14 protein-coding genes are annotated in these 22738 nt (G+C 63.3%); 4 read left to right on the forward strand and 10 right to left on the reverse strand.

The features are described from left to right. Positions 1–17: 17 nt before the first annotated feature. Complete coding sequence (locus C8J46_RS18520) at positions 18–1280, forward strand: DUF4062 domain-containing protein (RefSeq protein ID WP_132742177.1); 1263 nt, start codon at positions 18–20, stop codon at positions 1278–1280. Here C8J46_RS18520 and C8J46_RS18525 read toward each other — a convergent pair. The 3 genes from C8J46_RS18525 to C8J46_RS18535 all read right to left on the reverse strand — a co-directional run bounded on the left by C8J46_RS18525 (position 1277) and on the right by C8J46_RS18535 (position 9213). Further along, positions 1277–3139: a TOPRIM nucleotidyl transferase/hydrolase domain-containing protein gene (locus C8J46_RS18525; protein WP_132742178.1), complete on the reverse strand. Its 1863-nt coding sequence runs from the start codon at positions 3137–3139 to the stop codon at positions 1277–1279. The genes C8J46_RS18520 and C8J46_RS18525 overlap by 4 nt on opposite strands. Before the next feature lie 792 nt (positions 3140–3931). Further along, entirely contained in the window at positions 3932–5065 is a 1134-nt protein-coding gene (locus C8J46_RS18530) for a PIN domain-containing protein (protein ID WP_132742179.1), read from the reverse strand. A 122-nt stretch (positions 5066–5187) separates the two neighbouring features. Then, complete coding sequence (locus C8J46_RS18535) at positions 5188–9213, reverse strand: hypothetical protein (RefSeq protein WP_132742180.1); 4026 nt, start codon at positions 9211–9213, stop codon at positions 5188–5190. A 622-nt stretch (positions 9214–9835) separates the two neighbouring features. Between C8J46_RS18535 and C8J46_RS18540 the strand changes: the two genes are divergently transcribed. After that, positions 9836–11662, forward strand: a complete 1827-nt coding sequence (locus tag C8J46_RS18540) for a site-specific integrase (RefSeq protein WP_243643503.1) — start codon at positions 9836–9838, stop codon at positions 11660–11662. Positions 11663–11830: 168 nt separating this feature from the next. Here the strand turns inward: C8J46_RS18540 and C8J46_RS18545 are convergent, their stop codons facing one another. From C8J46_RS18545 to C8J46_RS18565, 5 genes are all read right to left on the reverse strand, one after another. Beyond that, positions 11831–14980, reverse strand: a complete 3150-nt coding sequence (locus C8J46_RS18545) for a UvrD-helicase domain-containing protein (protein ID WP_165886651.1) — start codon at positions 14978–14980, stop codon at positions 11831–11833. Between the two features lie 11 nt (positions 14981–14991). Continuing rightward, positions 14992–17682 carry a PD-(D/E)XK nuclease family protein gene (locus C8J46_RS18550; RefSeq protein WP_132742182.1) on the reverse strand — a complete coding sequence of 897 codons (2691 nt, stop codon included), beginning with the start codon at positions 17680–17682 and terminating at the stop codon, positions 14992–14994. Positions 17683–17746: 64 nt separating this feature from the next. Next, positions 17747–18427 carry a hypothetical protein gene (locus C8J46_RS18555; RefSeq protein ID WP_132742183.1) on the reverse strand — a complete coding sequence of 227 codons (681 nt, stop codon included), beginning with the start codon at positions 18425–18427 and terminating at the stop codon, positions 17747–17749. A gap of 34 nt (positions 18428–18461) precedes the next feature. Beyond that, positions 18462–19343, reverse strand: a complete 882-nt coding sequence (locus C8J46_RS18560) for a 3'-5' exonuclease (protein ID WP_132742202.1) — start codon at positions 19341–19343, stop codon at positions 18462–18464. A 14-nt stretch (positions 19344–19357) separates the two neighbouring features. After that, positions 19358–20083, reverse strand: coding sequence for a hypothetical protein (locus C8J46_RS18565; protein WP_165886652.1), 726 nt, complete (start codon positions 20081–20083; stop codon positions 19358–19360). A 183-nt stretch (positions 20084–20266) separates the two neighbouring features. Between C8J46_RS18565 and C8J46_RS18570 the strand changes: the two genes are divergently transcribed. Continuing rightward, the gene (locus tag C8J46_RS18570) at positions 20267–20572 is read left to right on the forward strand and encodes a metalloregulator ArsR/SmtB family transcription factor (RefSeq protein ID WP_132742185.1); all 306 of its coding nucleotides are present in this window, start codon (positions 20267–20269) and stop codon (positions 20570–20572) included. A 338-nt stretch (positions 20573–20910) separates the two neighbouring features. On the opposite strand, the gene C8J46_RS21325 is transcribed toward C8J46_RS18570, so the two are convergent. Both C8J46_RS21325 and C8J46_RS18580 read right to left on the reverse strand, forming a co-directional pair. Next, a complete protein-coding gene (locus tag C8J46_RS21325; protein WP_243643505.1) occupies positions 20911–22146 on the reverse strand; it encodes a hypothetical protein in 1236 nt (411 codons plus the stop codon). Beyond that, a complete protein-coding gene (locus tag C8J46_RS18580; protein WP_132742186.1) occupies positions 22133–22531 on the reverse strand; it encodes a hypothetical protein in 399 nt (132 codons plus the stop codon). The genes C8J46_RS21325 and C8J46_RS18580 overlap by 14 nt, the downstream gene beginning before the upstream one ends. Here C8J46_RS18580 and C8J46_RS18585 point away from each other — a divergent pair. After that, positions 22514–22738 carry a hypothetical protein gene (locus C8J46_RS18585; protein ID WP_132742187.1) on the forward strand — a complete coding sequence of 75 codons (225 nt, stop codon included), beginning with the start codon at positions 22514–22516 and terminating at the stop codon, positions 22736–22738. The genes C8J46_RS18580 and C8J46_RS18585 overlap by 18 nt on opposite strands.

Below are 22738 nucleotides of genomic sequence, written 5' to 3' on the forward strand. Positions count from 1 at the left end.
ATCAGAGCGTCTACTCCATGGCGCATCGCCCGACGTTCTTACTCTCCTCAACCATCTACGATTTTCGTGATCTGCGCGGAGCGATAAAGTCGAGCCTTGCGGCACGTGGTTGCCGCGTCCTAGCATCGGAATTCAATGATTTTGGAGGCAACCTCGACCAGCACAGCTACGACGCCTGCCTCACCAACATCGAGCAGGCCGACTATTTCGTTCTGCTGATCGGAGCACGGGTCGGCGGTTGGTATGATAAGCAAAGGCGTGTCAGCATCACCCGTCAGGAATACCGGAAGGCCTACGAACTCCACCGTCAGGGCCGGACCAAGCTGGTGACGTTCGTCCGCAGCGAAATATGGCAGCTGAAGGAGGATCGTACGGAACTAGCGAACTTTCTGATCGACTCAGCCGTCTTGCAGGATGAGCGGAAGGCGATCGCGTCAGCTCCCAGCAAGTTCGCAAACGACCCAGACTTCGTCAGTGGCTTCATCGCCGAGGTCGGCCGGAACCTGGAGACCGGTCGGGCGGTCGCGACCGGTGCCACCAAACCAACGGGCAACTGGATCCACCAATTCCGGGATTTTCGTGACATCAATGACGTCCTTCAGCCTCTCGCCTTCACAGGGCTCACCTCCGAGGATGCTGCTTACAGGACAGCTCTGCAGGGCGAACCGCTCATCATCATGAGCAGCCTCCTCGAAAACGGAACGTCCGGGATCGTGGATCCGCGCATACCACTAAAGAAAGGGCTGGCGGCTCATCCCATAACGGTCGCGATACGGGACAGCGGGCTGCTCAAAGTCGATTTGACGGCATGGAACGAGTTCGCCTCGGTCTTCTACTCGGCGCTTGGAACACGGTTCGAAACCGTCGTCGTCGACGGCGCGCTGACTTCGACGATCTTCATGGCCTACGACGTCGACAAGGGCGCCTATGTCCAAAGCGCCGCATACGAGGCGCTTTCCAAATTGTGGTCGGAAATTCGGCTCTTCAACGATCTCAGCACGTCCTCGAATCTGTCGGTCCTCGGGGAAAGCACACCCAGAATGCTTGGCCGAAACTCGGGCCCCTACGACCTTCCAGCCGATCGGGTAGCGCTCCTGTATTCGTTCGCGCATCGATGGATCAACATCGTCAGCCTATGCGAATCTCTGATCCTACATCTTGAAGGCCGCCCCTTCGTGATGCCGGACCTCATGCCGTTCTCGCCGATCTCCGGGCACGAGGACGCGATCCTCGCAGGACGGGTCTCGATCGTCGATCTGCGCACCGCGCTCGGGATCTAATCGTCGGGCGCGCGACGTTGCCGCCGTCGGCGCCCATCCTGACGGCGTCGACGATCAAGTTTCGCCGCCGGTTGCAACGCTCCAAGATAGCCGGAACGCTGGTTGGTCTCCCAGTCAGCCTGCGTCACCGGCTGGAAGTTGCCCGAGGCCTTCTGCGCGACGCGGACTAGAAACCTCGTGATCGGGCGGCTGGACGGTCGGCGACGCGTCGACGGATCAAGCATTACGTCGGCAAGGACGAGTCCGAGTCCCGGCTTGTCGAGTGCGACACCCATGCGTTCCTCGAACATCCGATCGATCGTAAGCATTCTCCGTCCTTTCACGGGACCAATGACGGCCGCCGCCCGGCAGGCGGCGACATCCGCGCGAGCGAACGCCTTGCGGGCAGCCATCCGGTTCAGGGCAAGTGCGATTTCGGTGTCGCTGAAATTCTCCAGTTCGAAGGACGTCTTCCATACCTTGATGTGATCACGACGGGTCGCCTTCCGCTCGGCCGAATGCACGGAGTTCGCCTTGCGCAAACCATCGCGGACATTTCGTGTGGCGAACCCTTCGTCATCGAGGAGAACGAATGCGAGCGTCTGGTGGTGATGAAGATAATCCACCAAACGCCACAAGGCGCTGAAGGGAGCTTCCTTACCTCCAGCCGCGTTGTCCACGCCGCCGAGACTGGATATCTCGATCCCGTATCGCGACGCGGGTGCTCCCCATAACCTCTCGAAGATCACGGGCAGTACGGTCTGCTCGGTCTCTCCTTCCACGAACAGGACGAGCTGTGGCTTTCCGTTGACGCCGTAGTCGTTGGCGCTGAGTTCGAGAGCGCGCATCGGATCGAGCTCGGGATCGACGTCGGGTATGCGCTTGATGACATGGACACCGACCTCGCCAAGAGGTCGCAGATCCTTTCCGAACGCCTCCTTGTGAAAAAGTCGGAGCATCTGTGTCATCTCGCGCATCGCCAAACCGCGCAGGGCATCGCCCTTCAAAAGCTCGCGCTTGTCGATGCGCACGAATCTGGCGAGGTTGTACCAACGCGATACCGGATCGATGTGCGTCCATCGGATGTCGAGCCACTCGAAGAACTGGCGCGACCTGTTCTCCTCGAGCTGGATGCCGGCGGTGAACGGTTCCGCTCGCCATGCCCGGACGTAATCACCCCACTCCCAGTCAGGAAACTGGCCGATGGTCATCTGACGGCCGTCACTCTGCGTTTTGTAGTAGAACCGGTTGGCTATCAGCTGGAACAACACTGCGATCACGTCCTCGTCCCGAGGACCGCGCAGTGCCGCTGCCGCCTTCCGGCCCCAGGTAGCGGCGTTGTTCCGGAGGCGCGGGCTCCACTTGGAGTTGGGCGTCCCATCCGGCGCGGTCGCCCATTCGAGGTGTACCTTCATGGTTAACATCGTCGCGACGTGGTCGAGCGGAAGAAGCTGAAATCTTGAGAAATACGCCTCATGTTGCATCGGCTTGGTGTCAATGGTGTCTTCGTGCAACCACTCACCCTGTCCCGGCACCCAGAGCAGACCCCCCGCCCTCCACTCGCGTGCACGTGCCGTCCGAGGGTCGAATTCGAGGATTTCGGTACGCGTCTCGCCGGACCAGTCCTCTCCGTCGCTCACTGTGCCAGCGTATCGCCAGCCGCTCTCGTCGCCCTCGATCCTGTAGGTAACTTCGGGGCGGAACGCTCGGAGAAGCGGTCGAAAGACGCCTATCCGTTCGAAATGGCGGAGACGATCCACATCGACTTCGACGTTGCGCGCCTTGCAGTACCTGACGAATTCCCGCCTGGGCATGAGGCGACAAACGCGGAACGCGTCATGGTCGATGAGAAGATCGAGCAGTCTGTCCGGAAAGCGCATCCACTCGACTAAATACCAGCTGATTGAAACCGAGTAAAACGGCAGCGCCGTCCCGTCCGCCAGCCCGAACGCGCATTCGGTTGTTTATACGGTTCAGGGGACGCCTACCCGGGCCCAAGTTCCTGACGGCCTACCTGCCTCATCGAGGCCGAGATCCGAGCGACGACCCTGTCCCAAACGCCGTTGTGCGCTCTAGGATATTCCGCGTGGAGCACGATGCTGCCCGATCGGCTGTAGCGGGCGACATAGTATACGACCGTAGCCCCCCTGACACACGAATAGGCCGCAAGGCTGTCCTTCAAGACCCGGTATGATGGAGGCCAGGCGGTACAGTCGGATCGCTTCAGCGACATGTCGCCCTCGGGATCGTTCCCTGGAAAGCCAGGTCGGGGTTCGGTTATCGTCTCGAACGTGATTCGTGCGGCATCGTTGCTCACGAACACGAGAGATCGGGGATCGCGTTTGCGCTTCAAAAGGGCGGTCGGTATCTCAAGTGACGATCCATGGACGTCACTGATCCGAGACCATCCGGGAGGAGGAAACTGATCCGCTTTGGCAGGAGCGCCAAGTAGCGTGCCGCTCAAAAGCGGAGCAATGTATCGCATCATGTCTTTTGAATCCGGTCCGAATCGAAGTACATTAGGCTCGGGGAAAATGATGAACGCAATTGCTGCTTTTAACATCTAGAAAGCCGAGCAGGAAGCTTTCGTCCTTCACTATAGAGTTAAACTGCGGACATGCCGCCGTGCGTCAGGCCTCAGCCCGCGCAGCCGGTGCTCCCGATTCGAAGGCTTAATCGGTCTCGTGGTCCGGCTCGACCGCACCAAAATCGAAGGTAACGTAGCGGGCCCCCTCGGTCGCTATCTCGACGATAGCCTCGTCCGCGCCGCCATGCCGAGACACCCGTGCGACAACCGCCACGTCCAGAGGGATGTCGCGAATGACCGTCGCACCGCCGATGGCAATCTGATCGCCATCCCAGGAATCCCTGATTGAGAACGAGAAGCTCGCCTCGGCCTCCACAGTGCTCGCGACCACGAAGGACAGCGTCAACGACGTTTCGTCGGAGGCGATGACCGCGACATCGGCGGCGGCCGGCGGCTCCCAATCCTTCAAAGCGAAGCCTTCGAGATCCACGTCGTGGAACAGATAGGACTGCGCCTGCACCTCGGGGTTTATGCTATCCACATAGCGGTTAAGCGTCGACGCCAGCTCGACATGGGCCATTCTGCCCTTCTCTGCGAAAAGCGACGTGGCCCGCTCAACATTGTGCGTCTCCGCTTGGTGGAAAAGTCCAAGTGCCGTCGGCAGGGCGTCCGTCACGATCACCCATTTCGCTTCCCGAGCGAAATCCGACCAGCCTGAATCGGCTGCAACCGCCAGAACATGCCTTCCGTTACGCTCGCCCCATTGCTCGAGCTCCAGAAGAGCGATCGCATCTGGGAATTCCGCCTTCTTCCCCTTGCCTGTCTCGAACGGCGGAAGCGTCGCGAAATAGCTTACCAGTAAACCATCGATGTCGACGAGCGCACCGGCAGTAAGCCGCTCGACCTCCATGTCATCAAGGTAGGCGGCAATCCGCGTCTCCACCTCGTCGACGGTACTTCCGTCGACGGCAAGCGCATTAGGCACGCACGACACCGCCTTCGCGTCCGGACGTCTGAAGCGGACGAGCTCCCGGAGCGCCGCTTCGAGCGACGCATTCGCCTTCTCGGCGTCGCGGATCATATGCGATCGGATCTCACCAAGGACCACATCAGTCAGAAGGAAGCGGACCGGCGAACCGACGAACTGCTCCATCGCGGTCAATGATGGGGAATCAAGATTGCACGAGAACCGGTCAAAGACGCTCGTATCTATGGTGATACCGCCGATCCCGCCGGCGGCGACCATCCGCTCCAGTTCCGCTGTTTCGAACTCGGGCATTGGCGTAGAGTCCCCATTCGCGCGAGCGGGTAGTTGCCGCGTACGAGCCAGCTAGCCCGATGTTCGCCATCGGATCAACAGGCCTTCGCCGACACCTGGCCGTTCCGCGCGGAGCCGCCCCGCTACGTATCGACGGCGATGGCCTCGATTTGCATCCTCGTCTGATCATCAGGTTCGAGTCCGAGCATCGCGACGACCGCGCCGAGCAGCCGTTTCGTATGCTCCCACCCCCGACCGCCAGTCTTGAGCACCATCACCACGTCATCGGACAGCGCCTCGGTGGACGGTCCTCGCCGTCGAAGACCTGCTTTCGCACCCCATTGCCTCGTCACAAGCGTCACGACCGGCTCCGCTCCCAATGCCATGACGTGGGGCTGATTGAGGTACTGGGCAAACATCGCGTGGCACTGAATCAGCTGCGACGACGAGAGCGGCTGCCAGAGGGCGGACGCGAGCGCCGCAGCGCATTGCTCGGCCCATGTTTTCGCGCGTCCCTCAACCATTAGACGCCAGGGGTCGACCTTTCCGCGCACGAATAGATCGTCAAGGAAATCTACGAACGCCACGATGCCACTGGCCTGCGAATGGGCGCACGCGTACTGCCGCCAGCGCTCCAGCGGCATCTCGTCCAGTCGGTCCTTGGCCGCCAGATCATAGACGGCGGCGCACATCTGGGCGAGTGCCATGTCAACCAGTCCGTCAGTCCACGGACGTTCCAGGCCATCGCTGAGGCGCAGTGCATCTCCACGCTGGGAACCGACACCCGCGCGTTCGGTAAGCGCATCAGCCTGCATCAACGAATCCCGGACGAGCAGACCGTAGTCTTCGGTCTCACGGGCAACGCGCATCAGTGTCGACGGCACGATCAACCGGAGGGAGGCATAGCGGGTCGCTCGCAACCGCTCGATGTGGCGACCGCCGATGGCCCTAACGTCCCCCACCGCCAACGCCGCATCCACGAGATCGAGAGTCATTAGATCCAGCGGCGGGGCGACGCCCGTTCCCGTCTCGAACGGCTCGATGTTGCTGCACATCCCCACCACGTTCCCGAGCGTCCCGTCTCGCGGGGGGCCACGCTCGGCCATCAGGCCCAGAGCACCCGCTAGCCGCCTTCTCAGGGAAAGCCACGGCTCCTTCTCGCCACCCCCGTCCATTTGAACCAACAGGTCGAGAGTGCTTTCCAACCCGATCACTCCCGAGACGACGTCACCGCCAAGGAAGCGTGCTAACGCTCCGTCCGTCGCGAGACCAACCACAAAGGACTCGTTCGAACAGTCCGCGCCGAGCGGCATTGCCGCTTTGAACCACTCCGCACTGAGCGACCACTCTCCGGCCTTGGCAGCTGCGATCGCGCCGTCCCGGTGGGCGAAGGCCGCTTCCAATTTGCCACGCTTCGTCAACCAATCGGGGAGGACCTTCCTCCAGATCGATACAGCGCCGGGCGCGTCCCCCGCATGACTTAGCGCACGAGCTTTAGCCGCTTTCAAAGTCGCCAGCGAACCAAGCCGTGCCAGAAGCGAGTCCGCCAATCTCACCGCTTCCAAGGGCGCAGCAAGCTGCTCGTCCACCATCCGCACGAGCACGACCGAGAAGGCTTCTGATAGAGCGGGTATCGAAGCGGCGATGCCGAACTCGACCGCACGATGAAACAGTTCGCGCAAATCCTCCCATCGAGGGTCCTTGGACGAATGACGCTCAAGCCACAGACGCTCGGCGATATGCTCGGCCTGCTCCGGTATGCCGACAAGCGCACCGGTGATCTCTAGCCTCTCCGCGAATGGCAGTTGCTCGACGACGTCAAGCAACTGCTCGAGATCCGACGTGCCCTGTACGCGCGACAGCAAGGCGAAGCTGACGAAGTCACCGAGGGCGGCCGATGATGTAAGTTCGACGTCATTGGAAGACAGTCCAGCGCGCAAGCTTTCACCCAAGCTGGACTGCTGCAATTCCCGCGACACCCTTCGGAACTCCAGCGCGCGGGTGACCAGCGCGGGGATCGGATAGGCCACCTCGACCTGCTTGAGGATCTGCATATGAAAGACGAACCTGAAGTAGAGCGTACTGTCATCGCCGGCCGCAGCCGTGCTCTCGGCATCAAAGCGCTCTGCCACGTGCATGGCGAGATCCGCGTTCACCGCCGCTGCGATGCGGTACTGGAATATCCTGAAGAGGAAAGCGTCCAACGGGCGCTCAAATGGAAGCCGATCTCCGGAACTCGTCGCGAACGCGGCATACAGGCCGCAAACCTCACCGATGCTCTGCCAGACCTCGTCCGACTTCGCGAAAAGACTGGGTAGAAGATACGCAAGGGGTCCGGCGGAGCCGCCCTGCAGGCAGTGGCCCATCACTGCGGCTACGTCGAACGGCGTCAGCTTCGCATCCATGAGGAATATCCACGCCACCTTCGCATGCGTGGCCTTCGTCCATTCCCTCCCACGCGCCTGCTCGGCAGCATCCCGAACCAGCGGAGAAACGCGGAATTCATCCGTGTCCATCTGCTCAAGCCAGGGTCCGGCGATGCGGTCAACGGCCTCGCCCGGCTCGATCAATGCGGTCTCGAGTCTTGCGAGCGCCATCAGCCGGTTGCGGGACATGCGCGTGCTGACGAGGCTCGCGCGGTAAAGCAGTTCCTTCGCCTCGTCGGGCATTCGAGCGATTATGCGCCGAGCCTCCGTGCGGACGCGATCGCTGTCCCTACTCGGAGCTACGATCTCGCTGGGCCTAGGCAGCGGGAAGCCCTGTGCCCTGATCTCCGCCACCCTCGCGTATAGAAGCTGCGGATGACCGAGCGAAGTGAGCGTGAGTATGTTCGTCCAACCCGTGCGCAAACCCGCAGGGCAACCTTCCTGGGCGAGAAAGCCTTCCGTTTCGGCCTCGTCGAACGGCGGCATCAGCAGTTCGGCGTCCCGAATTAGACCCAAGCTCTCCGACAGTCGCGGCGGCAGTTCGCGGTCCGAGGTCAGGAGGATCGCTCCCCCAAGCTCCCTCTGCGTGGCGGCAATGGCGGCGAGCGCGCTCTCGATCAGGCGTGGGTCGCCATGCGTGTCGATATCGTCGAGGACGATGGTCAGCGCCCTGCCCCGCCGCTGCAGCTGAGTGCGGGCTTGCATGAGCCGCCGCTTCGCCTCCTCGGGTGCCAGATCGCGCAACGCCAACCACGCGGTCGCCTCACCACGCATCGCGCTGGCCGCCATCATGGTCTTGCCCGTTCCCGTCGCCCCGTGAAGGAGCGCCACCCCACTCGACAGGGCGGTCCGAAGGCGATGTTCGAGAGCGATCCTCTGGAAATAGCGGGGAAGTATCGGCGGGGCCGCCTCCAACACGACCATACCCGCCTCGACGAGCTGGGAATCATCAGAAGGCCTGCGGGCGGCCGCAATGAGGGCGGCCAGATCCTGCTTCGGTAGCTGAATGGTGGTCGCCTCGGCGAAAAGCCTTAGAAAGCCGCCCCTGGTGAGCGCGGGCGCGCCTCTGGTTCTTGCGGCGTCAAACGCCGCGACATAGAGTTTATCGAATGCCTGCTCCGCATCCGTTGGAGCTACCGATGACGCGGCTCCATGCTCGACCAGGCGATCCTTGATGCGCCGAACCAGACTGTCGCAGTCTTCCTGGCCGGCCATCCACGTCATCGGTCCTATAAGGCGCGCCAGATGCACTTCCGGATTCGCGCTGGTCAGAAACGAGTGGAGAGATACCGACGGTTTCAATTCCTTCAGTATGAACGCCACGAGCCGACCGGCCGCCTCCAACGATGTCGCGTTCGGGGTATGGCCTGTGGAATTCCATAGAGCGAGCCCGGGCAATTCGCCGAACGGATGGTCCCTTTCGAACCCGATCTGAGAGGTCGTCACGTACCGAGTGCGCACCGTCCGTGTGGGGTTCGCCTCCACATGGGCCCAGTGATTGTTGATCGTATCGATGACAGACGACGTGCGGAGGGAGATATTTCCCGAGCCTACCGTGTCCTTGATCTGGTCTAGCGTCGCGGAGCAGCCGGATATCAAATCCAGATCCTCGCCGCCCTCCATGAAGATCTCCTCACCGTCTAGGAGATGCAGCCATGCATCGACGCACCGCAGCACCTGGAACACGTAGCCGCGGACCGCGTCATGCGCCTGCCGAGCCGGATTGGCGGCGATACCGGTCAAGCGGCAGCCCCCAACGACGCCGACCAGACGGCCACATCAGACATAGTGTCGCGCACCTTCCACATCGGTCGCTGCTAGCGGTTCTCCGTGATCGGCAAAAGCCGCGAGTATGGAACGGCGAACAAGTGAGCATCCGAGGCCTTCAGCGACGTGCGCTACTCGGTGACCCGACTCAGTTCCGCCGACCGCAGGACACGGCGGTTCGACCACTCATGACCGAGGACGTGCATAATCGTGCGCTGGCTCATTCCGGCCGACGCCGGCACCGGTCGCGCCCGGAGAACTGACGTCGGCGTGATGGGCGGAAGCGGCCTTCATACCACGGAGATACCGCCGGACGGCTGCCGGTCCTCCGTGCAGCCGTCCCGCACCCGTTGACTGACGGTGGCCGAACGATCAGAATCTACGAGACGAAACCGGGCGGCCAATCGCTCCGGTGTGTACAGAACATGGGTACAGAGACCTCCGCGATGGGTACAGAAAATGACGGTTTTCCGCCATTTTTCCTACCCTTGGACCCCTCTCGTAGGGGTCACCAACCACCACCTTCGTGGCGGAAACGTGCGGTTAAGCCATTCTTTGCTCTTCGCTGGTACAGCAACCTGGTACAGCGAGCACCGAAATGGCACTCATGGCGACACCCTGGAAACACCCGGCCACCGGCTTCTACTATCTGCGTCGACAGATACCCGCGAAGCTTCGTCCAGCCTTCGACGGGAAGGCGCTGTGGAAGGTGTCACTGGGCACGAAGAGCGCGGCTGAAGCCAACATCCTGTTCCTGCAGGCCAACGCGGCGTTGGAGCAGCAGTTCGAGGAGATCCGGGGTCGGATCAGGTCAACCGGCGAGCCGCTTCCATCGCAGCGCGATCAAGCCGGCGACATGATCGCGGCATACTTCCAAGGTCCTGAGCGCGGTGCAGGCGGTTTGAACGGGACAGAACGCCTTCTGCTGGCTCGTCTGGAGATCGATCGCGGACTCTGGAACATGACGCCCACGGGGTGCTCCCCGGTCGCGGCGTCGGATGCCGATCAGTGGTGGGCGCTTTCCAACAACGCCGCGATGTTTCGCGACCATGGCGGTACGCGACAGCCGCCACAGGGGCATGCCCCAGGATCGATCTGGCGTTGGAACGACGATGCATTTCGCCCCCAGGCAAAGGCCAAGCAGATCGAACGTCTGCTCGAACAGGTGGCGCGTCACAACGGCATGGAATGCCAGGACCTGCCCGCGCCCATCGCAGACGAGGCTGTGGCCTATCTCAATAGCACGCCCGTCGAAGTCCCGAACACGCGAAAACGCCGGACCGCACCCGGTCGACTCCGCCCCGATCTACGAATGATGGAGCTCTTCGAAAACTGGAAGCTCGTGATGCAGCCGACGTTGCAGACCGCACACGAGTACGAGGGAGCTGCCCGGGACTTCGTGGATTTCCTAGGGGACATCCCGGTGGAGGACATCGAGCAGAACGACCTTCTCGACTATCGCGACGAGGCTCGCCACCTGCCCGCGACCATGCCCAAGGCTGATCGCGCCCTTTCGTTCACCGAGCGGCTTGATCGTCATCGCCATTCGGAAGCGGCGCGCATTGGGGCCCCGACGCTGAAGAAGCGCATCGGTGGCATTCAGGCCCTGCTGAGCTTCGCCAAAGGCCAGAAGTGGATCAGCCGCAACGAGGGCCGTGACGTTCCCGTCGTGGGCTACTCGAAAAGTGGAACGGTATCGCGGCAAACATTTCAGGAGGACGAGCTTCGCCTGTTGTTCACCAGCCGCCTGTTCATGGCACCACTGACGTGGAAACAGGATCGTGCCGCGGGCGACATGACGCTCTACTGGCTGTTTCTTCTGGGACTGACGACTGGAGCGCGTCTTGAGGAGATCGGCCAGGCCATGGTCGCGGACGTCAAGACTGACGACGCCATCACGTACATCGACATTGATGATTACGCGGCGACCCATGACGAAGACAAATCGATCAAGACCGCGACCTCGAGAAGGCTCGTGCCGATCCATTCGAATCTACTCCGCCTAGGCTTCGATCGTTATCTGAAGGCGTTGGTCGTGGCAGGTCATACCCGCTTGTTCCCGGACCTCGTATCGAACCAGTTCGGCAAGCGGACGAAGGAAGCGTCGCGAATCGCCAATCGGATCATCGATCGCTGCGTCTCAAGAGATGCCAGGCTCGTCTTCCACAGCTTTCGGCATGGATTTAAGGATCTCGCTCTCGAGGCAGGCATTCTCGAGCGGATCGTCGATCAGATATGCGGCCATGCGCCGACGACCGTCGGCGGCAAATACGGCCAAGGCGTTCGTTTGACCGTGCTCAACCGGGAACTTCATCGCCTGAACTGGTCGTTTCTGAACTGGGACCGGCTCGCCGCCGCAAGCAAGGAAGTAAAGTGGCACACGCTCGTCGCGGCCATCGATCCTGACTCAAAGAGCCGATCCTGACATGAGTTCCAAACATATCGTCCCGAGATAGCGTGGATAAGCGTCGACGCGGTACCGATTGGCGGCAATCGGACCACCTCGCTTGCAGATCTAGCAGTTGTGCTGTCGCACACGAGGCCGGAATTGGTCACCGAAACCATGCAGTCTCATTAAGACGGCCCTTTCGCATCAACTCGTATCGATCCGCGTCATCTTCGCAGCGATCGGCTGATGCACCCAGTATTCAAACCGCGCTCTACCCGTGACGCGCTTCAGAGCACGGGCATATACCGACACCTGCCCCGCGAACGCACGCAGGCGCCCCTCGTCGATCTCCATTGAGCCCGGGAAGCTCTTGTGGTCGATGATCGCGTATCCATCGCCGAGATCGACGAGCAGATCAAGCCGCCCAGAGAGTACCTGAAGCCCGTCCTCGGCGTGGACGGGCCACTCTCGGAGCACTGTCGCTCCCGGGAAGCGCGTTCCGACGAACGCGTGGAGACGGTCGGCGATGGTCACGAGGTCCGTCGGCGTCATGTAAGGCACGTTCCAGCGATCCAGCATCGCCTTCGCGCTGGTCATGCGTGCACCGACGCTTGCATCGGCGCAGTCCGCCGCCAGGAAACGATGGATCGCCTCACCGACCAACTGCAGATCGGGAGTGCCGACGAGCGGGATCCGCGCGCCGAGGCCGTCGGTCGTAGCGATCACCACGTCGGCGTCCTGCAGGACCGCATCGCTCGGTCGGAGGCGCAGCGGTGGATGAGTGACGTGGTCCACCAGGGGGCGGCCGTACTCGATGGTCCGATCGCCATCGGCCTCGGTGGCCTCGACCGACTCGGGGCAGGACCGCGCGTCGAAACCAACGTCTGCGACCCTGACCGTCGCCCCCGAAGCCGATACGAGCGGCAGCCCTGCATCGTCCTGAAGCTCGTCGAGCCACGGCAGCGCTCCCCCCGTCGTGGCGAATGCAAGATGATCACGCGCGCGGGTCATACCGACGTAGAGCAGCCGGGTGCGCTCGAGCCGTTCGGCGGCGATCGCCTCGAGGCCTTCTCGACTTGCTGGCGCGGTCACGTCCAGACCGACGTCCTTCTGCTGCTCGCCATACGGCCATGGCCAGTAACGAAGCACGCGTCCGGCAAGCGGGGAACTCCAGTCCGGTTCGGCCTCGTCCTCCGCGATCAGCCCGAACGGCGAGCCTCGCGCGGAGGCGTCGAGTTCCGTGAGGACGACGATCGGCCATTCCAGCCCCTTGGCGCCGTGATATGTCATGACGTTGACGGAGTCCGGATGGCGGCTCTCCGGCTGACGGGCGTCATCTCGCCCTGTGATCCAGGCGCAGGCCCCGGCCAGCGTGGCGGCCTGCCGCTCGACGCGCTGCTCCTCCTGATAGCCTTCGACCAGCCCTCGCAACGCCTCGAGGTTCTGCAGGCGCTGCTCGGCTTCTCCCCAACGCAAGATCGTGTCGAGCACAGCGTCGGCGTGAAGAAGCGCGTCGAAGACTTCGGCAGGCGTCAGTTGGGGTGCACGCTCGCGGATCGCCGCAAAGCCATCGGCGAACGGAAGGCCAGCAAGCAGACCGGCGCGAGCGTCCGTTTCGAACACGGCCGCGAACCATCCGTCGTCGTCGGACGCCAAGCGCGCCAGCTCAGCGAGAGCCAAGGTGTCGCTGGCGTCCGCGATCCAGCGAAACGCCGCCAAGGTGAACTCGATCTCCGGTTGATCAAGCAAGCCTGCGCGTTCGACTGCGACCCGGATGCCGTGGACCGACAGCGCGGCCGCCAGATCACCGACCTGCGCGTTGCCGCGACACAATACGGCGATGTCACCTCCGCGGGCTTCGCGCGTCGCGCCATCGCGATCGCTGACCGGCCAGGCTTGCCGATCGCCGAGCAAACCCGCGATCCTGCCAGCGAGCATCGAGGTGCGGTCTTCCTTCTTCTTTCCCGTCATCGGCCAGAAGGAGAGCGCGGCTGGCGCCGTAACGTCTTCGAGCCTGGCGCACCCGTCGAAGCAGATCTCCTGTTCCACCATGCCGACCCGAAGCATGTTCGGCGCGATCGCGGCATTGACGAAGTCGGCCAGCTGCGGCCGACTCCGGTAGGATCGACGCAGATAGGAAACCCGACCACCCGACCTCTCCGTGATCGCGGCGGCGGCGGCGGTGGTCAGTGCAGGATCGGCGTCTCGGAAGCCGTAGATCGACTGTTTGGGATCGCCGACCCAGAGATTGCGATCGGCGATGCGCGAGAGCGCCGTGAATATGGCGATCTGGATGGGACTGGAGTCCTGGAACTCGTCCACGAACCCCGCACCGATCAACTCGCGGAGGCGCGCCGCGTTGGACGGTTCCGAAATGATCTCGAGCGCAAGCATCTCCTGATCCACGAAGTCGAGCAGACCGCGGGCACGCTTGTGTTCGGCGTAGGCGTCCATGCATCGGGCTGCGCAGTCGAAGATCAGTTCGATGTGCCGCCGGATGTCCGCCTTCAGGTCGGGGTGGCGAGGATGGGCGGTGGCCGCGGCCACGACGTCCGCGAACAGCCCGGCGTCGGCTTTGGTCGCCCCAAGCTTGGTGAGACGCGCCCAGTCGGACCACGGCAGACGGTCGCCCGATTCGAGTGTCCGAAGCGCCTTCTCCACTACGGGAACGTCCTTCGAGAGAGTGGTCACCTTCAGGCCGGCGCGAGTGCGGTCGACCTCGAGAAGGCACGCATCGAGCGCTGTACGCAGCGCGGCGTCGAGGCCATCGCCCGTTTCGCCTGGGGCCGCATTCGGCAGCAGCGCCACGAGGCCTTCCGCAGACCGAGCTGCACAATATGCGAGCCGGTCTGCTGCGACCCCGTTCGACCTTGCGAGATCGACTGCGCGCCTGACTTCGTCATGCCAGCCTCTAACCGTGCGGCCGTGTACGACGTAGCTGCGGGCCGGCAGCCCGAACCGCTCGGCGATCCGCGAGATGTCCGGGCCGCTCTCCTCGATCACGGCTCCGACGGCCCTCGAGAAAACGGCCCCTTGACGATCCTCCGCGACCACCTCGGCCACGGGTGAGCGCCCGAGCTCGAAGGCGAACTCGGCGATCAGCGACCCGCAAACCGAATTGACGGTGCCGATGCGCGCCGAAAGCATCGCGGCGGCGAGATCCGCGCGACCATCCTCGATCAGTTTCGCCCTGATGCGTCCTGCCAGTTCGGCCGCCGCCTTCTTGGTGAAGGTGGTCGCAAGGACGCGGTGCGGCGCCATCCCGCTCACCACCTCCGCGACAATCTCCTCCACGAGCCGGTAGGTCTTGCCGGTGCCTGCGCTGGCGATGATCGTATCGACGGTGTTCTGCATGACATCCTCCTTCATGCGAGGCCCCTGACTCGGCAGAGGGTCGCGTAGTCGCACCGTTCGCAGTGCACGTCGCGCTTGATGCCAAGCTCCGCGGGGGTCCGATCCTCGACGCCCTCGACGCCGGTGGCCAGGATGGTCCCGCCCGCGGCGCCCGTCCTCCATGTCCGCCAGCCTTCGACGATGGCCGCCCAGGTTTCGGGGAACGTGCGTGCGCCCTCGATCTGACGTCCGACGAGTCCATTTCCCGCGAGCGTCAGAAACTGCCTCTGGTTTAGGAGGAAGTATCCTGCCCGATAGGGCCGGTCGCCCGATACCATCGCGCCATAGGTCGCCAGCTGGACGGCACGGCCGCTGGAAACCTCCTCGACGCGCGACCGGTCGCTCCTCGTCCACTTCAAATCGATGATCACCGCGTCACCCGCCGGGTCTCGCGCAACCAGATCGACTGCGCCTCGCATCGCGAGGAGCGTCTCGAAGGTGCCGCTCACCTGCTGCTCCGTCGCCTCCACCGTGAGGCCGTTCTCCACAAGGCAGCCAGCGAGCGCCGACATGGCGGCCGGGAGGCGACGTCGTGCGAAGTTCAGCTCCTCCGCGAACTCCGGATGACGAAGCGGCGCCGCGATCTGGTCTATGCTCTTTTCGAGGAGCTCCGTGGTCCGCCGCTCGGCCTCCGCCGGCACTGGCGGATGGCCAGGCACGAACACCTCCCGAGCGATGGCATGAGCGAGGTTGCCGAGAAGTCGATTCGCGTCCGGGATCGAACGCACGCGCCCTGGCCGGACCCTGCCCACGTGCTGCAGCGCCCACATGAGCTGGCACGAGAAGAGATTTTCCAAGGACGAGGCGGACTCGGTGACTTCGCTCAGCCGCGAGGCGAATCCGGCGGGAACGGTCCACGCGAAACGCGCTTCGGGCAGCGCCCGAGACGCGATCGCGCGTCTGCCGATCGTCGTGCCGCCGAGCGCAAACTCCGGTTCGCGCAGCGCGGTCTCGATACTCACGGTGGTTGCCACACGGTCCAGAGCGGGCCTCAGGCGATGCGCCATTGGATGGATGCCGTCGTCCGAAGCGCAGCCATGGCCCCCGGACACGAACAGGATCCGCTCGCGGGCATTCAGTACCGCGCGTTCCCAAGCGGCACTGGCCGCGCGTGCAGCGATGGTGACGTCATCGGCTGGACAGCCGGCCGTCAGTAGTTCCTGCCTCTCCGCTTCCGTCCAGGGCGATCGGGCGGAGCCTTCGCGTGTGGTGACGAAGTTCCACCAAACGACCGCATCCCTCGGCGCCCATACGGCGCCCGGATGAGGAACGCTGCGCCATCGCGCGGCCTCTGCTTGGGACGCCGGGTTCGGGTGACCAAGGTCGAGCGCCTGGTCGATCACGCGCTCGATCAGCAGACGGGGCAGACGATCACGGCCGAGCGACGCGAGCGCAGTGCGCACTTCGCCGGCCAAGATGGAGGTGGACGCATACAGGGGATCGTTCGTCGCGGCGAAGCGGCGAACCGCCCAAGTGGTAACTCGGTCGCAGATGCCGAGGGCCTGGGCGACCGGCATCCCGGCGTCCCCGTCGGCCAGGTCCGGCTCCGACCAGGCGCGCCAACGCTCGAGCCGGGTCGCCACCCTGGCGAGCTCGCCGGCGTTTCCATCGCTGCGTTGACGCTCTGCTTCACCGATGATCTCCCACGCCTCGGTCCAGTCGGCTCCGCCGCGGCCGGGGGCCTGCTCGAGTACGGACGCGAGGCGCCCGGCGGCGCGCGGGGCTACCGGCGAGCCGGGAAAGATCAGAAGCTCCATCAATGCCTGCGGATCGAACGGTGCCCACGAACCTTTGAACGCCAGGAGCAGCAGCTGCAGTGATCCCCGATGGATCGACGGACGGCTTCGGCCGGCACGGGGCTGCCCTGCCCGGATCAGTCCATGATCGAGGAGATCGGTGTCCCCGTCCTGAGCGACCAGCGCGACGTCGCCAGCATCCGTTCCGGCGAACCACTGACCAAGTATCTCCGCTGCGAGCGGCTCGCTGGCGGAGGTAGCGATCGTCACTGTTCCGTCGGCGCCGGACGCCGGTACGGTGCCATCGCACATCCAGCGCTGCAGCTGCCCGAGCGACGTCCCGGATGGCGCTGCCGGAGAAGTGGGTACGTTCTCCACCACGCATCCCAGGGTCCGCAGACGTTCCACGATCCGACGCAGGGGGGATGGCAGCAGTTCGACGCCATCGACCAGACGAATGCTAGCCAGGGGCGGAGCCACGACGCTACTCGATGCCGCGAGCACCGCCGCGATGCGGTCCGACAGACCGGGCGGAAGATCAGTCGCCGCCACGGACGCCTTCGAAAGATCGGCCAGCCGCCCAGCCGTCCAGGGCATTTCGGCAAGCCAACCGAGGCCAATCAGTTCATCCCGCCAGCCGAGCAGCGTCCTTGCGGTGGCCCACGGATCCATCGCGAGCGAACGCGACCAGAAGAAGTCGCCGTAAAGCCCCTCGAGCGTCGCTTGGAAGGAGGCGATGCGGACGACCTGCGCGCTACGCGGACCTCCGAGCCCCCACGAGGTCTCCAGGATGTCGATCAGGCCTGCGGGGCCCACCACGGGCTGCCCGAGCGCGCCCCTGCCCTCACCCCCGTGATCCGGGCTGGCACCACCGTAAGCCCAAAGTCCGAACACTACATCCATCTGTAATCCCTTCTCGGCGACCATGGCAGACCGCTCACCGCGTGTATCCGACCTCACTTCGATCCCGCACCGTTTCGGTATCGGGCCGCTATTTCCGAGACCCGCCACGACCAGCAGGTCGCCAGTAGCGGAGCGGTCGGGGCCCTTCTGCAGCCAGACCAGCATCCTTCACCGCCGCTTCGTCGATACGCATGGAATTGAGGATCATCACTTCGAGCATGGTTGCGCCGCTCAGCTGCGACAGCATGAACCATTCATGGAAGGCGTTCGCCTGCCACCTCACCCAGTCCCAGACCCTACGCGCCTCGACCATCGTCTCCAGCGTCAGCACCATGAACGCACGTCCTTCTCGGACTGCGACTATGCGCGGATTCCCTTCCAACACCAGCGACAGGTGAACGGTCTTGGCACCTCCGTCGTGATGGCGATCGTCGTCGGCACGCTGCTCCGCCTCGTCCTCGGCCAACAGCCGAGAGGCCCCGATCACTTCAGCTTCGATAACACCCGTCAGGAACTCCCTTCCGAGGATTCTAGCCATGCGGACCCATGAGCCCCACCGCTTGGGACGGGACATCATGACCTGGACGATCATCCGCGCCGCTTCCACGTTGCCGAAGGAAGCGCTCCAGACGTCGGTCTGCAGGCCGGCGTCCGCGCCGCTGCGAGGGATGCTGACGATCGCGACCTCGGCACCGCGCTTTCGTTCACGCAGTTCAACCCCGTAGATCGGAAGCTCACGCCGTCCGTCCTCGTCGATCGCCTTGGACATGCTGCTCTCCATATCGCTTGCGGAAGATCCGGTCTCATCTGAGCGAGTAGCGCTCCGTCCAATCGATCTGCCTGATCCGGGGCTTCGCCAGACCGCCGTAGATCTCGACAACGCACCACTCGAGTTCGGCATCGAAGCCACCGTGAGGAACCTCCTTCCACCAGTGGCGCCTCGCTGCATCCCAGCGGTACCCCCGCGACTTCAGCCGGTCCTTGGCCTTGAACGGAGCCCCGACGGCCTCGATCATCCAACCGGGTCGGGCAGCTGTGGCGACTGCCTCCGCAAGCATCGTCCTGCTGCTCCCAGGAGGACGGTGGTCGATCAGGTGGAGGAGCGCCGTCACGTCGGCATCCGCGCGGTGGGCCTCGTAGAACCAGCCCATCTGCGACAGGAGATGGGGCAGAGCCCTTCCGTCGAAACCACGTGCCCGCCAGTCCACATCGCGCATGCTGCAGATCCACGGACGTCCGGCGGCACCGGGCAGCCGTACCTCCACGAAGGGGCGATCGAAGCCCGCGTTGTGCGCGATGACGAAGTCCGCGTCGAGGATCAGACAGATGGCCTCGGCATCGCAGATCCGCTTACCCGCGACGGCGGCGTCGCAGATACCCGTCAGCGCCGTGACGTCCGCGGGGATCGGCACGGCGGGGTCCTCGAGCCAGCGGAACGACGGCCCGACGTCGACGATCCTTCCCGCACCATCGGCACGGAACCGTTGCATCGCGAGTTCGATGACGGAGTCCTCGCGAGGATCGAGACCGGTGGTCTCCACGTCCAACGCACAGCCCGCGAGGATCCCGGCGGTCCTTCCCGATGATCCCGAGAATCTGGCCAGCGGCTTCATGCGACGCAGAACGCGGTAGTCGTCGTGCCGATCGACCAGCGACGCCATGTCCTCCGCACCGGCCGATCCCATGACCGAGAGGCTGCTCACGTGGCGAACCGCTGCATCACGGACACGGAGAGACCTTCCGCGAGCGGCGATGCCGGATCCGCCGCGACCTGCGCCAGCATGTCGGCGAGCGCGGGAGAGATCAGGGCCTCCGCCAACGGCAGGTTCGGATCGAAGCCCTCGACGATGCGCATGTCGTCAGCGAGCCTCGCCCCGTGCCGTGCCCGGAGTCGCTCCTCGGCCTCGCGCCGGTCGACGGCGATCAGCGCATCGAACGCCTGCACGGACCCGGTCTCGTTCTGCGCGACGAGGAACGAAGTCCAGAGGCGGGGACCGCGCAGTCCGCATTCGGCGAGGGACGCGACGTTCCCGTACTGGCCGTCGTCGTCGCCCGTTTCGATGTCGTCCGCATCCTCGTCATCGTCGGCCAACGCGTCTATGACCGCAGGATCGGCATCCATTTCCATCGCGAGCCCGTGCAGAACCACCGCCCGCAGACACTCCTCACGCGCGAGACATCCGTCGATCGCCGCCCGACCGCCGAAGATCCGACGGGGGGTCAGCATCCAGACCATGGGATCGATCGCGACCTGCTCCCGCGCGAAGCGCGATGCCGTCTCGCTGGCGACCAGAGCCAGTCGCACCAGGCCGCGCCGCGTCGTGACGATCACCGCGTCGTCGAAGGTGTCCTGATCAAGGGGATCCTCGTAACGGCCGGCGGCATCCTCATCGAGCGACGGCTGGGTCTGGGCGACGATGTTCATCTGCATTTCTGCTCTCCCGCCGCCCGGGATCCGCAATCCTCATCCGGCGGGCAGCTGGTCCGGATCGCCACTTACATAGTGAGACCCTTCCATTATTCAATATTTTTTGATGCATTATTCTTTGATGCATTTCTCGGACAATTATTCGTTGCCAGCGACTCGACCGCAACATATGTTCAAAGCATGCTCGAGAACGATGCTCTACCTATCCTCAGCGCGATCGCGCAAATCACCAGGCTCAAGGTCCTCGTGATCCTCGCCCGTGCAGGCAGTTCGGGGATGGCCTCCGGCGATCTAGCGGATGCGGTGGGCATTCCGCGCCATCTCATGAGTTCGCATCTGGCGGTGCTCAGCAGGGCCAAGGTCGTCGTCGCGAGAAAGACCGGCCGCGCAGTGGTCTACTCCGTCGACCGGGAGAGGATATCCCAGGTCGGCGAATACATCGCCGCGCTCGGCGACGTCGCCAAGGACTGCGCTGCTGACGAATAGGACCCTGGAACGATCGCGGTCGGCAGCGTGGCGACTTCCGCAACGTTCCCTCTTCGCAGCAGTTTCTAAAGCATCAAGTGCTCTGCCATTCGATGACCAGATACACTCCCGGATGATGCGTTCAAGCCAGACGATGTTTCACGCCGTTGGCAACCGCACCGTCAATAAATATAGCTCAACGCGCAACCGTGAAACCAAAACGCGCTTCGAAACCTCCTCAGCAAACGCGATTCTCCCATTCACGAGTCTTCTCAACTCAAAAGTCTCTTTGCATTCGGCCAATCACATTTGACCGCCAGGCTGTGCAAAGATGCAGAATTGCGCATCAGTGCGCCTACTCACCGCCCAGTGAACTCGCGGTACAGAGCGACTATCTCGGACTTCGCTAAGCTCGGGTTGCCTGCAACGTTGCCTGCGACGCTGGCGAAAGGGAGCTGGAGCATAATATGTAACACAGGACCTTGGATAAAGTAGTGGGATGCTGGGCTTGCCTCGAAGTCGAAATGTATTCGACCGGCTTGCGCGCCGACGCGCTGGATCACGAAATCGGCGTCATCTTTGGTGCAGAATTCGAAGTCGGTGTGTTGCGTCTCGACAAGTCGTAGTGCGCGGAGCTGTGGCTTGCGCTTCCAAATCTGGAACACGGCCGGTACGTCAAATGGCTTGCCCCGGAACAGGAAGGCGTCGGCTGGTACATCCTCGTCGTGCACCAGGTGGAAGTCTCGGTCGAGACGGTTCTGGATGGACGCTTTTCGGAACGTCCTCGGGAGGATGAACGCGATCAGGGCCGACTGGCGGGCGGCGTGGTTGAAGAAGCGCACCGCAGTACTGGATATCTTGCCGAACGGTGGGTTGCCAAGGATCGCGACTGGCCGATCGCGGGTGATTTCGACCGTGAGGAAGTCAGCCTTTATAATGCCCCACCATTTTGGGTCGACATCGAAACCAAAACTTCCGACAGGCATTAGTCTGTAGAACGATCCCGTTCCAGCGCTTGGCTCGACCATGAAATACGTGGAGAGATCAGCGTACCGTTTCAAGACACCGTAATATCGGCAGGCTACATCCTGCCGGGTGTAGTACTGATCGAGCTGCCGATCTAAGTCGCGAGTGTCCTCGGATGCTGCAAGCCTGATCACAACCGACGACGTTATTTTGAACGTGACCCCGAATGGCGGCGGGTTGGCATCCCATAGGCCGCTCGACGCCGCCGATGACGCATCAGCAACGACGCCCTCCATGTTCCCGACCAAGCTCACGCTGTTTCTTCGGTTGGATCCCCGTTCGTTCACTGAGATGTCCCGATCTGTTCCTTTCTTGTACCGGTTGGAGGTTGCCTTCGCCGCATTGGGGTCATGCGACGCGGAGTCTGACCGAGCCCTGCCTCGGGTCGATCCGATCCTCGGCCCTTCGAGCCTGTGCTTCTCGGCCAGCGGCACGGCGAACGTCCCGGAGGACGAACGATTCGCGAACTCCTTTCGGCCAAGAAGGTTCGCGGACCTCAAAGCCGTTCCATCGATCGAATCGCCCCCTATGACGGAGACCTCGATCCGCGGAGGATCAGACTCCGCCAAGGGTAGGCCAATCGACATTTTCGGACAGCAGACGCTCCGCAATCCTGGCAGATAGACTGGATATCTCACGGCGCCTTCCGTTCGACCGTCGATGAAGCTCCTTCATCGGCAGCCTCAGGTGTCGGGCCACGGCGGGGTCGGCGTCGTTGGCACATCTACCAAGCCAGTCCGACGATGCGCTCACGACCTTGTCGGTCGACGAACGGTTCGACGGCGGCCCGGCGGACGCAGCCACGAGTTCCCGCCACATCGTGTCGAGCGGCGGGCGATAGAGCTGCGACACGGCGAAGCGCTCTAGACCCAGAGCCAGACGCAGCGCCTCCGCTACCGCAGCCGCGGTCGGAACGAGGCGGCGCTCGGCTAATTCATGAAGCACGTGATCCATGGCGAGGCGGCGTCGAGCGACGCTTTCCGTCTGCAGACGTCGCAGCCCCTCCAACCGTGCGTGTCCGACCTCCGGGAGCGGATCAACCGGAAGGCCGAGTTCGCCCAGAAGACGTCGGCGCTGGCGATCGAGATCGGCGAGAGCCCGCGCGAGTTCCAGGTGCGTCTTGCTGGACGAGCTGCCGCGACCGCTGCCGACGCATCGTGA

Origin of the sequence: Sphingomonas sp. PP-F2F-A104-K0414, from assembly GCF_004340945.1 — a bacterium.
Lineage (GTDB): Bacteria > Pseudomonadota > Alphaproteobacteria > Sphingomonadales > Sphingomonadaceae > Sphingomonas.